The sequence below is a fragment of the Natronococcus occultus SP4 genome (genome assembly GCF_000328685.1).
In the GTDB taxonomy this organism is placed as follows: domain Archaea; phylum Halobacteriota; class Halobacteria; order Halobacteriales; family Natrialbaceae; genus Natronococcus; species Natronococcus occultus.
The window spans coordinates 1,436,433-1,449,833 of sequence record NC_019974.1; the positions used below are offsets into that span (position 1 = coordinate 1,436,433).

General features: G+C 67.2%; 13 protein-coding genes and 1 pseudogene. 4 read left to right on the forward strand and 10 right to left on the reverse strand.

The features are described from left to right. The first annotated feature begins 114 nt into the window (after positions 1–114). Both NATOC_RS07020 and NATOC_RS07025 read left to right on the forward strand, forming a co-directional pair. Positions 115–2,523, forward strand: a complete 2,409-nt coding sequence (locus tag NATOC_RS07020) for a penicillin acylase family protein (protein ID WP_049888900.1) — start codon at positions 115–117, stop codon at positions 2,521–2,523. Beyond that, positions 2,520–2,900 carry a hypothetical protein gene (locus tag NATOC_RS07025; RefSeq protein WP_015320733.1) on the forward strand — a complete coding sequence of 127 codons (381 nt, stop codon included), beginning with the start codon at positions 2,520–2,522 and terminating at the stop codon, positions 2,898–2,900. Before NATOC_RS07020 ends, NATOC_RS07025 begins: the two co-directional genes overlap by 4 nt. Before the next feature lie 43 nt (positions 2,901–2,943). On the opposite strand, the gene NATOC_RS07030 is transcribed toward NATOC_RS07025, so the two are convergent. Continuing rightward, on the reverse strand, positions 2,944–3,717 hold the full coding sequence (locus NATOC_RS07030) for a hypothetical protein (protein WP_169330919.1): 774 nt from the start codon (positions 3,715–3,717) through the stop codon (positions 2,944–2,946). Between NATOC_RS07030 and NATOC_RS07035 the strand changes: the two are divergent. Both NATOC_RS07035 and NATOC_RS07040 read left to right on the forward strand, forming a co-directional pair. After that, a pseudogene (locus tag NATOC_RS07035) lies at positions 3,680–3,907 on the forward strand (helix-turn-helix domain-containing protein); the annotation flags it as partial. The gene NATOC_RS07030 and the pseudogene NATOC_RS07035 overlap by 38 nt on opposite strands. Positions 3,908–4,332: 425 nt before the next feature. Next, positions 4,333–5,307, forward strand: a complete 975-nt coding sequence (locus NATOC_RS07040) for an aldo/keto reductase (protein ID WP_015320735.1) — start codon at positions 4,333–4,335, stop codon at positions 5,305–5,307. Between the two features lie 30 nt (positions 5,308–5,337). On the opposite strand, the gene tenA is transcribed toward NATOC_RS07040, so the two are convergent. The 9 genes from tenA to NATOC_RS07085 all read right to left on the reverse strand — a co-directional run bounded on the left by tenA (position 5,338) and on the right by NATOC_RS07085 (position 13,336). Further along, entirely contained in the window at positions 5,338–6,003 is a 666-nt protein-coding gene (gene tenA, locus NATOC_RS07045) for a thiaminase II (protein ID WP_015320736.1), read from the reverse strand. Between the two features lie 75 nt (positions 6,004–6,078). Next, complete coding sequence (locus tag NATOC_RS07050; protein ID WP_015320737.1) at positions 6,079–6,783, reverse strand: urease accessory protein UreF; 705 nt, start codon at positions 6,781–6,783, stop codon at positions 6,079–6,081. Continuing rightward, positions 6,773–7,426, reverse strand: coding sequence for an urease accessory protein UreE (gene ureE / locus NATOC_RS07055; RefSeq protein ID WP_015320738.1), 654 nt, complete (start codon positions 7,424–7,426; stop codon positions 6,773–6,775). The genes NATOC_RS07050 and ureE overlap by 11 nt, the downstream gene beginning before the upstream one ends. Further along, complete coding sequence (locus tag NATOC_RS07060; RefSeq protein ID WP_015320739.1) at positions 7,426–8,427, reverse strand: urease accessory protein UreD; 1,002 nt, start codon at positions 8,425–8,427, stop codon at positions 7,426–7,428. The genes ureE and NATOC_RS07060 overlap by 1 nt, the downstream gene beginning before the upstream one ends. Further along, on the reverse strand, positions 8,424–9,044 hold the full coding sequence (ureG, locus tag NATOC_RS07065; RefSeq protein WP_015320740.1) for an urease accessory protein UreG: 621 nt from the start codon (positions 9,042–9,044) through the stop codon (positions 8,424–8,426). The genes NATOC_RS07060 and ureG overlap by 4 nt, the downstream gene beginning before the upstream one ends. Next, the gene (locus NATOC_RS07070) at positions 9,044–9,490 is read right to left on the reverse strand and encodes an urease subunit gamma (RefSeq protein WP_157224677.1); all 447 of its coding nucleotides are present in this window, start codon (positions 9,488–9,490) and stop codon (positions 9,044–9,046) included. Before NATOC_RS07070 ends, ureG begins: the two co-directional genes overlap by 1 nt. A gap of 139 nt (positions 9,491–9,629) precedes the next feature. Further along, positions 9,630–11,336 carry an urease subunit alpha gene (ureC, locus tag NATOC_RS07075; RefSeq protein WP_015320742.1) on the reverse strand — a complete coding sequence of 569 codons (1,707 nt, stop codon included), beginning with the start codon at positions 11,334–11,336 and terminating at the stop codon, positions 9,630–9,632. Beyond that, positions 11,333–11,746 carry an urease subunit beta gene (locus tag NATOC_RS07080; RefSeq protein WP_015320743.1) on the reverse strand — a complete coding sequence of 138 codons (414 nt, stop codon included), beginning with the start codon at positions 11,744–11,746 and terminating at the stop codon, positions 11,333–11,335. The genes ureC and NATOC_RS07080 overlap by 4 nt, the downstream gene beginning before the upstream one ends. 201 nt (positions 11,747–11,947) lie before the next feature. Continuing rightward, positions 11,948–13,336, reverse strand: a complete 1,389-nt coding sequence (locus NATOC_RS07085; protein ID WP_015320744.1) for a metal ABC transporter solute-binding protein, Zn/Mn family — start codon at positions 13,334–13,336, stop codon at positions 11,948–11,950. Between the last annotated feature and the right edge of the window lie 65 nt (positions 13,337–13,401).

Sequence of the window (13,401 nt, forward strand, 5' to 3'; positions counted from 1 at the left end):
ATCGTCGCGAGCCAGCGGTAAGGACGTTCTGCCGCCCGGGCTGGCGAGGGCGATCCGTCGCCGTGGTGCGGTTCGGACCCGACCGTTATGTCGGTCGGAGCGAATCGTAGGATCGTGACTGGAGACCACACTCGGCGCGCCGTCCTCGCGGGGACGCTCGCTGCCGGCGTCGGCGGGCTCACGCTGACCGGGGCGAGGGAGCTGCTCGACCAGTTCGCCCCGCTGTCGGGCCGTGCCTGGGACGCGGCCGACAGATCGATCTCGGAGCGCGTCGCGAGTCCCTACGGCGAGGCGAGGGTACGCTACGACGAGGACGGCGTCCCCAGTATCGTCGCCGACGCCGAGCCCGCGGCGTACTTCGCCGTCGGCTACGTCCAGGGGTTCGATCGGCTCGCACAACTGGACCTGCAACGGCGGGTCATGCGGGGGCAAGTGTCGGAGCTGGCCGGTGAGGGAGCCCTCGCGGACGACGAGTTCCACGTCGCGATGGACTTTGCCGGCGCGGCCGAGGCGACCTGGGAGCTTGTCGCCGAGACCCCCGCCGGACCGCTCGTCGAGGCCTACGTCGACGGCGTCAATGCGTCGATCGACGGCGAAGGGCTCCCCCTCGAGTTCGAGCTGCTGGGGTACGAGCCCGAGCCCTGGACGCCCGTCGACTCGATGCTGATGGAAAAGCAGATCTCCTGGGACCTGACCGGGAACTTCGGCGAACTCCGTCGCGCGCTGGTCGCCGACCGACTCGGCGAGGACGTCCTCGAGGAGCTGTTCCCCGAGCGGCTGGACCACGACGTGCCGATACTGCGGGAGTCGATCGAGGCGGAAACCCTCGAGGGCGAGCTCGACGTCGGCTCGGTTTCGGACGAGGACGCCGTCGGGTCGGCACTGACCGACTGGCTCTCGCGGTTCGAATCGCCCACCGGGATCGGCTCGAACAGCTGGGTCGTTTCCGGCGAGCACACCGAGAGCGGGCGACCGATCGTCGCCTTCGATCCACACCTGACGCTGATGACGCCTCCGCTGTGGTACGAACAGCACGTCGAGACCCCCGAGACCTCGGTTCGGGGTGCGACGTTTCCGGGCGTCCCCTTCGTTATCGCCGGCGCGAACGATCGGGGGACGTGGTCGTTCACGAACGTCGGCGCGGACGTGCTGGACTGTTACACCTACGAGATCGACGACGACGGCGAACGCTACCGCTACGACGGGGAGTGGCGAGAGTTCGATCGCGAGGAGCGGACGATCGCCGTCGCTGGCGGCGACGATCGGTCCATCGAGGTCAGGAAAACCGTCCATGGGCCGGTGTTGGAACGCGAGGGCCGAACCGTCGGCGTCGCCTGGACGGGCCACACCGCCACGCGGACGACCGAGGCGATCTACGAGTACGAACGCAGCGACGGCCTCGCGGACCTGCTCGAAGCGACTCGGAAGTTCGACCTGCCGACCCAGAACCTCGTCTACGCCGACGCCGACGGCCGGACGCTGTACTACGCGACGGGCAAGCTCCCGACCCGCGAAATCGACAGGGAGGTCGTCTCGGGTAATCGCATCTTCGACGGCTCCGCGGGCGAGGGCGAGTGGGACGGGTTCGAGCCGTTCGGTGAGTCCTCCTGGGAGGGGTTCGTCCCCTTCGCGGAGAAACCCCACGCGATCGACCCCGACGTCCTCGCGACGGCTAACCAGCGGGTGGTCGACGACCCCGGCCACTACGTCGGCGTCGCGTACGCGTCACCCTACCGCGGCGAACGGATCTACGACCGCCTCGACGAGCACCTCGCGTCGGGCGAGCCGACCGACCTCGAGTTTCACCGGGAGCTGCAGAACGACACCTACGACGGGCGGGCCGAACAGCTGGTGCCCGAGTTGCTCGCGGCGCTCGACGAGCGGATCGAGGACGGGGACGAACACGACGGCCTCGAGGACGCCCGCGACGTCCTCGCCGACTGGGAGTACGAGATGGACGCCGACTCCCGGGGAGCGCTCGTCTTCGCCCGCTGGATGGACCGCTTCCGGGAGCTGGTCGTCGAACCCGACTTCGAGAACGCGGATCTCGACGAGTCGTACTACCCCGACGACTGGGTCGTCGCGACGCTTCCCGCCGACAGCCTGTTCTTCGAGGAGCGCTCGCGGACCGAGACGATGGTCGCCGCGTTCGAGGACGCCCTCGACGAGATCGACGCGGCGGGGTGGGTGCGCTACGGCGACTGGAACTCGACGCGGATCATCGAGCACCCGTTCGGCGCGGAGGCGCCGTTTCTGAACTATCCCGAACTCCCGGCCGACGGCTCGCGAGCGACGGTGAAAAACTACCGCGTCGGCTCGGCTGTCGGCGCGAGCTGGCGGATGGTCGTCGAGCCCGGCGGCACGGCGACGGCGGTGCTTCCCGGCGGCAACTCGGGCGACTACTTCTCCGATCATTACGACGATCAGCTTGAGAACTGGCTCGCGAACGACCAGACGCCGATGGACCGAACGCTCGACGACGAGGGCGAGCCCGACGTCGTCTTCGAGGAGGGATCGTCGTGACCGAAATCGATCGAAGCGGCGAGGACGAGGACGCGAGCGGCGACCCCGGAATCGACGCTGTGCTCGAGCGCGTCCGCACCGAACCGCGGGCCCACTGGCTGGCCGTCCTCGTCGTCGTCCCGATCGGCCTGATTCTGGCCTGGCTCCACTGGCTCGGACTCATCGTCGCCGGGGCGCTCGTCGGGTTCATCTCGCCGACCGTGTGGCACGGGCTCGTCGGCGCCTTAGGGTTTGGCGTCGTCGTCCTCGCCGTCTTTGCGATCGGGCTCGGGGATTCGGTCCGGGGCGTCCTCGAGATGGCCCCCGCCGTCTACGTCACGGTCGTGAGCGCGCTCGGGCTACCCGCGCTGGGTGCGCTGTTCCGGGGTATCGTCTGAGTTCGACGAGTGCGCGGGCCGGTGCGGGGACACGCTTCGCGTATCAGGAAACGTCTCTTCGCGGTAACCGCTCGATGTGTCTCTTCACGAGCACACGGTAGACTGTCCCGAGCAACCCGTAGACGGCGAGACAGGAGACGAAGGCGATCGTCCCTAACTTGCCACCGGAGCCGCCCAAATACGGGGCGGTGTACACCACTACGAGCCCGACGGCGATACCCGCCATCGCCATCCAGCGTTCGTCCGGAATACGGGTCGAATCGCTCATCCCTGCAAACGAGGCCGCGTATATCGCTGCTGCCAGCAGGTCGCCAGCTCCCGGATACAGCCACGGAAGCGCGACTCCGCCGAGGATGCCGATAACAGCGGATGCTGACACCGGATCGAGTGGCAGTCGATGGTGCAGCGTAAACGTAACCACCGCCGCGATGACCGAGAAGCCCACGACGAGGACAACGGTGTCAGACGCCGGCAGCTGGTCGCTGAGAAACGATGTCGGCGTTCCGAGGATCGTGAGGGCCACTCCGACGAAAGCGGTGGTACCGAGTTTCCCGCCAACTCCGTGAAAGATCGGTTGGGCCAGGAGATAGATGACGACTGCCAGCATCGCCGCCACGAGACCCTGCCAGTAGGTCGGAAACACGATCGGCGAGGTCATACCGACGAACGCTCCACAGTAGGCCGGAACGGCGAGCGGACGCCTCACGGCGACCGCCAAGAGGCCGGTGAGGCTCGCGGCAACCACTGGTGTGAGTCGTCCCTCGACGACGAGGACGAAGGTTACCCCGGTCGAAACGGAGTCCGAAACAGCGCTCACCGACTCCCAGCAAGAGGCGCTGGTACTCGCGTACGATCGTGGCTACTTCGAGTCTCCCCGTCAGGTAACGATGGAAGAACTCGGCACAGAGCTCGGAATTTCCCAACAGGCTGTCGCGTCTCGGCTCCGCCGTGGACTAAAGCACATCCTCGGGAGTACCCTTCCCGAAACAGCGGACTCGAACCGGTAGCGCATTTAAGAGCGTTGTATATCCAAAAGAAGTCGTGATACCGTTATCCGGCTAAGAAGGGATAGACGATGCCAGAGGGAGAGGGAAACCGAGGAGTTGCGGAATGTCTCGACTGTGGAAATGCCTATGCGGCTACGAAGTGGCCGAATGGGGAGGTTCAACCGATCGGAAATAAAAACGGATGCCAATGTGGCTCAACGAAGTTTCAGATCGTCGAAATGGAGAGCGACACCGTTTTCGATGAAACTGATCTGACCGACTACTGAGGTCCACAGCGTTGCTCGGTAACGGGCTTCGGTGCGGAAAAACGGATGAGCGAAGACCGCGGCCAGTCGCAGTCGAGCACGTTCTTGATTCGCGAGACGATGCCGTCGTCGCTTGCCGATCCACGTACTGTTTTTTCGTTCCCCTGTGTACGAGGCGGTATGGAGTACACGACCCTCGGCTCGACCGGGATGGAGGTCAGTCGACTCTGTCTGGGCTGTATGAGCTTCGGCTCGAGCGACTGGCGCGAGTGGGTCCTTGAGGAGGAAGAGAGCCACGAGATCATCGACCGCGCGATCGATCTGGGGATCAACTTCTTCGACACGGCCAACCTCTACTCGAGGGGCGAGTCCGAGCGGATCCTCGGAACGGCCTTAGAGGGCCACCGGGAGGAGTCCGTCGTCGCGACGAAGGGCTACTTCCAGATGCGCGAGGACGATCCGAACTCGGGCGGGCTCTCCCGGAAGGCGATCGAACAGGAGCTGGCGGCCAGCCGCTCGCGGCTGGGGATGGACACGATCGACCTCTACCAGATCCACCGCTGGGACGACGACACGCCGATCGAGACGACGATGCGGGCTCTCGACGACGCCGTCCGCCGCGGTCACGCTCGGTACGTCGGGGCGTCCTCGATGTGGACTCGTCAGTTCGCTGATGCCCTCCACACCAGCGATCGGCTGGGCCTCGAGCGCTTCGCGACGATGCAGAACCACTACAACCTCGTCTACCGCGAGGAGGAACGCGAGATGCTGCCGTTCTGCGAGAAGGAGGACATCGGCGTGATGCCGTGGTCGCCGCTCGCGCGGGGCTATCTCACGCGTCCCCACGAGGAGATCGACGCGACGACGCGCGGCGAGACTGAAGAACACATGTACGACCACCCCTACCGCGAGGGCGGCGGCCAGGAGGTAAACGAGCGCGTCGCCGAGATCGCCGCTCAAGAAGGTGCCACGATGGCCCAGATCGCGCTCGCGTGGCTGCTCCACAAGGACTGGGTCGACGCCCCGATCATCGGCACCACGAGCGTCGAACACTTGGAGCAGGCCGTCGAGGCTCTCGAGATCTCGCTGTCGGCGTCGGACATCGCCTACCTCGAGGAGCCCTACGAGCCGGTGCCGGTGTCGGGACACAGCTGACCGCAACCGAGGACGGCCGCCGTCCACCAGCTACGCCTCGCTCACGTCCCAGTCCTCCCGCGTGTCAGCCATCTCCCAGAATCGGTGCTCGAGCTTCGCACTCGTCAGAAACGCCCGTTCCATCGCCTTGCGTTCGCCGGGGTAGCGCTCGCCACAGCGGTCGACGAACGCCCGCACCCAGTCGACGGCCTCGTAAAACTCCTCGCTCGTATACTTCTCGATGAACGGCATGTAGCGGTGGTCCTCGTCGGCGAAGTCGGCTCCGTGTTCAGCGATGTCGAGGTAGCCCTGCCCGCAGGGGTTGATCGCCGCTGCGATCTCCGCGAGGCTGCCCACGTGGGCCGTCCGCACGAGGAAGTTCGTGTACGCGACACAGGTCGGCGCCTTCTCGACGCGATCGAGGCCCTCGCCGATGCCGTAGTCAGCGGCGAACTCCCGGTGGAGATCCAGTTCGACGTCGAGGATCCCGTGGGCGACCCTCAGCAGGTGGGTCATCGTCTCATCCTGGTGGGCCTTCGTCCCCGCGATCGCGAACACGCGGGCGTAGTCCAGCAGGTAGCAGTAGTCCTGGCGCACCCAGTAGACGAACGTCGCTTTGTCGAGCGTCCCGGCCGAGAGTTCCCGGACGAACCGATGCGATTTCTGCGCGTCCCAGATCGGTTCGCCGCGCTCGAGGAAGTGATCGCTGAACGCCATCGAACGAAGGTGTTATGCTGTGGTACAACTGAATCATGAGGCGCGGAAACGGTAGGTGCTTCCGTGCGGGACGACCTAGCTCATGAAGAGTCGCCGTCCTGCACGTTCGTGGCGCATCCCCATGATTTCGGCCAGCGGCGCGAACGAGGACATCGCCGCGATATCGTCCTCGAGGTGGCGCTGGCAGACCGTCTCGATCACCGGTTGGAGGTCCTCGAGCGCGGCCTGGATCTCCGTGTGGCCGAACCGCCCGAGTCGCTGGGCGGCACCCAGCAACCCCGTCACGAACGAGTAGGTGTGAGCGAGGCAGGCCTCGAGTCGCGAGAGGCCGCGGCGCTGGGCGACGACACCGAAGGCGACGGGGTAGTGGCCGGGAGTCGAGCCGTCTTCGACCGCCTCGACGAAGCTCCTTGCGACGCTTCCGTTCGTCACCCCCTCCCCCTCCAGCAACAGCTCGGAGAGCTTCGCCCCCGCCTTCGTCGAACTCTCGCGGAACTCCGCGGGCATCGTCACCGCGTGGAGCCGTTCGTCGACCGCGAGCAGTCCTTCGAGATCTCCGTCGGCGCTCGCGGCGTGGGCGTTCGCGACCGCGACCGTTTCGCAGGGTCCGACAAGCCGTCGCAGATAGGCCGCGATTAGCTCCCTGAGGTCCTCGCCGTCCCCGATCCGGTCCTCGTTGACGTACTGCTCGAGGCCGTAGGAGGCGGTGTAGCTCCCGACCGGGAGAAACGAGTCCGAGAGCCGCAGCGCCGAGAGGAAGGCGTCGGCGTCAGTGCTCATGGTGGTCGTGGACGTGATCGGACGCGTGGCTGTAGTCGTCGTCACCGTGGCTGTGTTCGTGGTCGTGGTCGTGGTCGTGGTCGTGATCAGCACTGTGGGCGTGGTCGAGATCCTCGCCGTGAGTATGATCGTGTTCGTGGTCCACCCCACCGCCTTCGAGCTCCGTCACGAACAGATCGGCCTCGACCGTCGTCTCTCGGACCTCGGAACCGGGAACGACGTCGGCGACTACCCGCTCGACGATGTGGCGGTCGGCCTCGAGTGGAACGTAGACGGTTCCGTCCTCGACCGCCAGATCCCAGTGCTGGTTGCCGGTCCGGTGGCCGAGTTCGACCGCGGCTGCCATCGCGTCAGCGGTCGGAGCCGGCAGCTCGACCGCTAGCGCGTCGCGGGGCTCGAACGAGACGAGGACCATGCGCTCGTCGTCGACGAGCAGGACGTCCCCGGCCGAGACCGCGGGCCGATCGAGGACGACGCCGACGTCGGTCCCCGCGTCGGTGGTCGCCCGGAACCGCGAGCGTCGACGATCGTCGGCGTCGATCACGACCCGCTCGAGCGTGCCGTCGGCAGCGTGGTCGTCACGCAGCGCCGCGAGCTCGTCGTCGGCGTGGACGTTGCCGACGACGCCGTCGACTCGCTCCATCAGTACCGGCGGTCGGCTGGCGCGCCGACCCCCAGGAGCTCCAGTCTCGTCTCGTCCCACGCCGCCCGGAGCGCGCCCGTGACGTCGGCCCCGCGGTGGCCGAGGAGACGAACGACGGCGCCTGCCCCGCAGGGCAGCGCCGAGACGCCGGTGTGAACGTCCGGCTCACAGCCGTCCTCGTACGCCGCGAGGCGCTCACGAATCGACGCGACGAGTGTCGCCGACTCGTCGCTCACGGGTTTGTCGGCACCGTCCGCGCTGTCGCCGTCCGCATCGTCCCCCGCTGTGCCGTCACCCGGAGCGAGGACGTACAGCGAGCCGACGACGCCGTACTCGCCGACGCTGGCCGGGTCCCGTGGGTCTCGCGCCGCGGGCCGGAGGTCGACCGCGTCCGCACAGACCAGCCGATCGTCGTGGCGGGCCTCGACCCGCGAGTGGTAGTGGTCGAAGCTGAAGGGCTCGTGGTCGCTCAGCCCGTCGGGGACGAGGACGTCCGCGACGATCGCGACCGCGCCGTCCGCGAGGTCGACCGACACCGTCTGCAGGCAGCGGGCGTCCTCATTGACGATCGTCGGACCGGGGACGTACTCGAGGACGCTCCCCGCCTCGACGGTCAACGCGGCGTCGAGGTGGGCGTAGTTGGCGTCCATGCTGTGGACCTTCGTCGCGCTCTGAGTCGTTACGTGCGCGCGAGCGCCTGACCGCGCCTCAAGGCGCATGCGGTGGCGATCGCCCTGCGCGACCCCGCCGGTGGGCTCCTGGGCGACCAGCGTCGCGAGCCCGGGCGCGGGATCGGTGTCGAGGGTGCCGGTGTGGTGGTAGGGGACTTCGGCCCGGTCGCGGACGAGCCGCGTCGGTCCCTCGTCCGCGCGGGCGAACGTCGCCTCGAGCAACCCGTTCTTGCCCGGTCCCGCGGCGGGCGCCTGGGCGAGCGGTTCGGCCGCGTAGTCCTCGAACGCCGGCGGCAGCCGGGCGGTCTTGGCCCCATCCGCGGCGCTCACGCGAACAGCACCTCCCGCTCGACGTGCGCGAGGACGTCGTCGACGCCGGTGCCGTCCTTGCAGTTGGTGAAGACGAACGGATCGCCGCCGCGCACGTCACCCGCGTCGGCCTCGATCACCTCGAGGTCGGCGTCGACGTGGGGCGCGAGGTCGGTCTTGTTGACGACCAGCAGGTCGGCCTGGGTGACTCCGGGGCCCCGTTTCCGGGGGATGTCCTCGCCCTCCGCGACGGAGATGACGAACAGGAAGTAGTCCGCCAGCTCGGGGTTGAAGGTGGCGGCGAGGTTGTCGCCGCCGCTCTCGACGAGGACGACGTCGAGTTCGGGGTGGCGCTCGGTGAACTCGTCGATCGCCGCGAGGTTCATCGAGGGGTCCTCGCGGATCCCCGTGTGCGGGCAGGCGCCGGTTTCGACGCCCTCGACGAGGTCCGCGGGCAGGAGGTCGGCGAAGGACTCCCGGAAGACGTCGGCATCCTCCTGGGTCATGATGTCGTTGGCGATGATCCCCACCTCGTACCCTTCCTCGACGAGCTCAGGGACGAGCCGTTTCACGAGCGCCGTCTTCCCGGAGCCGACGGGGCCGCCGAGGCCGACCTTCGCGACGTCGCGGTACCCCATCAGTCGTCACCCTCCGTCGGATCCGGCCCCGCACCGCTTCCGCGGGCCTCGGCGTCCTCGCTTTCGCCCGGCTCGCCCGCTTCGCCGACCGCGAGCTTCTCGCCCGGGCCGGGATCGACCGTCTCGAGCTGGTCGCGCGTGTCGGCCCGGATCGGGTCGTGGACCGTCACGAGCTTGGTGCCGTCGGGGAAGACGGGCTCGACCTGGATCATCTCGACCAGCTCGGGAACGCCGTCCATCACGTCCTCACGGGTGAGCAGCTGGGTCGCCTCCGAGCGGATCCGCGAGACGGACTTCCCCTCGCGGGCGGCCTCGCAACACCAGTCGGAGATGTACGCGACCGTCTCGGGATGGTTGAGCTTCACGCCCCGCTCCTTCCGTCGGCGGGCGAGCTCGGCGGCCATGAAGACCGTCAGCCGCTCCATCTCCTTCGGCGAGAGGTTCATTCCCATGGGATCACCTCCGTCGGGTGTGCAGTGGTACCCGAAGCGGAAACTGGCGCTGAGTCCGGGTGCGATCGTGCCGTCGATACCGCCGAAATCGTCGTCGGAGCGGTCGCTGGAACTGTGTTTTCGGTGATCATGATCAGAGCAGGTATCGCTGTGCGAGCGGGACCTCGTCGGCCGGCTCGCAGGTGACGTGTTCGCCGTCCACTTGGACCTCGAAGGTCTGGGCGTCGATCTCGATGTCGTCGGGACAGTGGTCGTTGTGCAGCATCTCCGACTTTCGGACGGAGCGCGTGCCGCTGACGGGACGGACGGGCGTTTTCAGGTCGTAGGCGTCGCCGACCCCGTTCTCGGCGGCGGCCTCGCTGACGAAGCTGATCGAGAGCCCCTGTTTCGCCCGTCCCTGGGCACCGGCTCGCTCCCGGCCGAGGACCGGCTCGCAGGTCATCAGCGAGCCGTTGGCCTCGCCCATCTGGGACCAGACCGGGAACCCGCCCTTGATCACCGCCCGGGGCTTGATCCCGAAGAAGCCGGGATCCCACAGCACGATGTCGGCGAGCTTGCCGGGTTCGAGCGAGCCGACGTAGTCGTCGATTCCCGCCGTGATCGCCGGGTTGATCGTGTACTTGGCGACGTAGCGCTCGATGCGGGCGTTGTCCGCGTCAGTCCCCTCGTCGGCCTCGAGCGGTCCCCGCTGGGCCTTCATTTTGTGGGCGGTCTGCCAGGTCCGGGAGACGAGCTCGGCCATCCGCCCCATCGCCTGGGAGTCGGTCGTCATCATCGAGATGGCGCCCGTATCGTGGAGGACGTCCTCCGCGCCCAGCGTCTCCGCACGGATGCGCGACTCGGCGAACGCGACGTCCTCGGGGATGTCTGGATCCAGGTGGTGACAGACCATCACCATATCCAGGTGCTCGTCGAACGTGTTCTCGGTGTAGGGCATCGACGGGTTCGTCGACGAGGGCAGCATGTGTTCGTGGCCGATCAGCTCGAGGACGTCGGGCGCGTGACCGCCGCCGGCGCCCTCGATGTGGAAGGTGTGGATCGCCCGCCCGTCGATCGCGTCGAAGGTGTCCTCGACGAAGCCGGACTCGTTGAGCGTGTCCGTGTGGATACAGACCTGGATGTCCTCCTCGTCGGCGACGTCGAGGCAGGTGTCGATTGCCGCGGGAGTCGAGCCCCAGTCTTCGTGAAGTTTGAGGCCGCAGGCGCCGGCTTCGATCTGCTCGCGCAGCCCCTCGGGCCGGCTGCTGTTGCCCTTTCCGTAGAAGCCGACGTTGACGGGCCAGTCCTCGGCGGCCTGCAGGAATCGCTTGATGTTCTCCGGCCCAGGGGTACAGGTCGTCGCTCCACCGCCGAACCCGCCCCCGAGCATCGTCGTGACTCCAGAGCCGAGCGCGTGGTCGACCAGCTGCGGACTGTTGAAGTGAACGTGGATGTCCAGCGCTCCGGGCGTCGCGATCAGGCCGTCGGCGGGAATGGTGTCGGTGTTCGGCCCGATCACCATGTCGACGCCGTCCATGGTGTCGGGGTTGCCGGCCTTCCCGACGCCGACGATCCGACCGTTCCGAACCCCAACGTCGCCCTTGCAGACGCCCAGAACGGGATCGATGATCACGACGTTCGTGAACGCCCAGTCGAGCGCGCCCTCGGCCCGGGTCGTCCCGGACTGCATCCCCATTCCGTCGCGCATGGTCTTCCCGCCGCCGAAGACGGCCTCCTCGCCGGGCGTTCCGTAGTCGGTCTCGATCCTCGCCAGCAGGTTCGTATCACCCAGTCGGAGTCGATCGCCCTCGGTCGCTCCGAACAGCTCCGTGTACTCGCGTCGGGAGAGTTTTCGAGTCACGGCTCGTCCCCTCCCGCCGTCGGATCCTCGGTGTCGATCCCGAGGAACCCCCGTTCGCGAGCCCGCTCGAGCGCACGCTCCCGGACGTCCTCGTCATCCAGGGGCCCTTCGACCAGCCCACTCATTCCGTGAACGATCCGGTCGCCGCCGATCGCGACGAGCTCGACCGCCCGCTGCTGGCCGGGCTCGAACCGGACTGCGGTCCCGGCCGGGACGTTCAGTCGGAAGCCGTACGCCCGTTCCCGGTCGAACCGAAGGCCGGGGTTGACCTCGAAGAAGTGAAAGTGCGACCCGACCTGTACCGGTCGGTCCCCGGTGTTCTCGACCGTGACGGCTGTCGTCTCCCGTCCCTCGTTGATCCGAACCGGGTCGTCAGCCGGCAGCAACTCCCCCGGGACGATTCCGCTCATCCGCGGCTCACCACGACGCTCGATCGTTCGTCCATCACGCCGTCCTTCGAAAGGAGGTGTACTAACCCACATTGTTACACCAATATTTGCAATCCTAACGCATTCGTCTACAGAATCTGGTCAGAACGGAACGTATATTTCACCACTGGCCGCTATCACAGTGAAAACTGGACGATCGCCAACGGACCCGGGCGCCGTCGGTCACTTCGAACCGAGGGCTCGTTCGAACGCAGGAAGGTTGATCTCGCGCATCTGTCCCAGGTAGTCGCCGTACCCGTCTTCTTGCCACTCTGCGACGGTGCTCTCGGCGGGCGAGACCATCAGCGTGTCCTCGACGGTGTCGGCCTCCGCGGCGATCGTCTCGGCGAGGCGGTCGCCGTCGAAGTAGTCCCAGAGGACGTACTCGATGCCCTGCTCCTCGATGAACGCGACGGTGTCGGCGATCTCCTCGCTCGAGGGTGCGGCGTCGGGCGAGAGGCCGACCGGGGTGTGGATCTCGAACCCGTAGCGCTCGCCGAGATACCGAAACGAGTCGTGGCCGGCCAGCACGACGGCGTCGTGTTCCCGATCCGAGAGGCGCTGCTCGTACTCCTCGTGGAGGGCCGTCAGCTCCTCGAGGTAGGCCGCGGCGTTTTCCTCGTAGGCCGCCTCGTTGTCCGAATCGATCGCGATCAGTCCGTCGCGAACGTTCTCTACTCCTCGGCGAGCGAGGACGGGATCGGAGAAGAACTTCGCGTCGTACTCGCCGTGGCTGTGGCCGTGTCCGTGATCGTGGCCGTCGTCCCCGTGCTCGTGATCACCGTGTCGGTGCTCGTGCTCGCCGACCTCGGTCTCGAGCGGGGGCGCCTCCCAGACGACCTCGCCGTCCTCGAGGACCTGCACGACGAGTTCGGTGAACCCGTCCTCGAGCCCCTCGAACGCGATCGCGTCGTCCTCGACCTCATACTCGAGAACGTCGTCGCCGTGGCCGTCGGCCGTCCGGACGGCCAGGGTCTGCGCCCCGCCGACGTCGAGCTCGTCGCCGTCGTCGGTCTCGGCGACGACGGTCACTGAACGGACGTCCTCGAGCGGGATCGACAGCGGGTCGTCGTGCCAGTGGTCCCCGTGTGCGTACGCGACCGTCTCGTCGTCCGCGAGCAGGGTGAGTTCGCCGACAGCGAGCTCCTCGACGCGGTCGGCCTCGCCGTGACCGTGATCGTGGTCGTCGTCGTACTCGAGCAGGTCGATCCCCGCCAGCGCGTCGATCAGCGCGAGGTCGGACTCGTCCTCGAGTTCGGGGACGGCGTCGTCGACCCAGTGCTGGAACCCCTCGGCGTCGAGGTAGACGAAGGCGTCGGTTTCGGCGATCTCGGGGACGAGCGTCGACGGCGGCTCCCAGCCGTGGCCGTGCTCGCCCTCCGGAACGGCGTTCTCGACCGTCGCGGATTCTCCCGCGACGGCACCAGCAAACTCCGCCAGCGTGAAAAACGAGGCGTACAGGTCGCCGTCGGGAACGTCATCGTCGCCTACCGGCTCGTCGAGACAGCCCGCGAGGGCGACCGAACAGAGTCCGCCCGCCGCACTCAACACGTCGCGTCGTCGATGGTTCATCGATACCCCTTGCTCGCCACCGCCCTCACATATATCCCCCGTCTCGGGTAATACTGCTCGAAACG

Coding starts and splice junctions, on each gene's coding strand:
- NATOC_RS07040 (WP_015320735.1), top strand. CDS start 4,333: ATGGAGTACACGACCCTCGGCTCGACCGGGATGGAGGTCAGTCGACTC.
- ureG (WP_015320740.1), bottom strand. CDS start 9,044: ATGGGGTACCGCGACGTCGCGAAGGTCGGCCTCGGCGGCCCCGTCGGC.
- NATOC_RS07070 (WP_157224677.1), bottom strand. CDS start 9,490: ATGAACCTCTCGCCGAAGGAGATGGAGCGGCTGACGGTCTTCATGGCC.
- tenA (WP_015320736.1), bottom strand. CDS start 6,003: ATGGCGTTCAGCGATCACTTCCTCGAGCGCGGCGAACCGATCTGGGAC.
- ureE (WP_015320738.1), bottom strand. CDS start 7,426: ATGGAGCGAGTCGACGGCGTCGTCGGCAACGTCCACGCCGACGACGAG.
- NATOC_RS07085 (WP_015320744.1), bottom strand. CDS start 13,336: ATGAACCATCGACGACGCGACGTGTTGAGTGCGGCGGGCGGACTCTGT.
- NATOC_RS07080 (WP_015320743.1), bottom strand. CDS start 11,746: ATGAGCGGAATCGTCCCGGGGGAGTTGCTGCCGGCTGACGACCCGGTT.
- NATOC_RS07050 (WP_015320737.1), bottom strand. CDS start 6,783: ATGAGCACTGACGCCGACGCCTTCCTCTCGGCGCTGCGGCTCTCGGAC.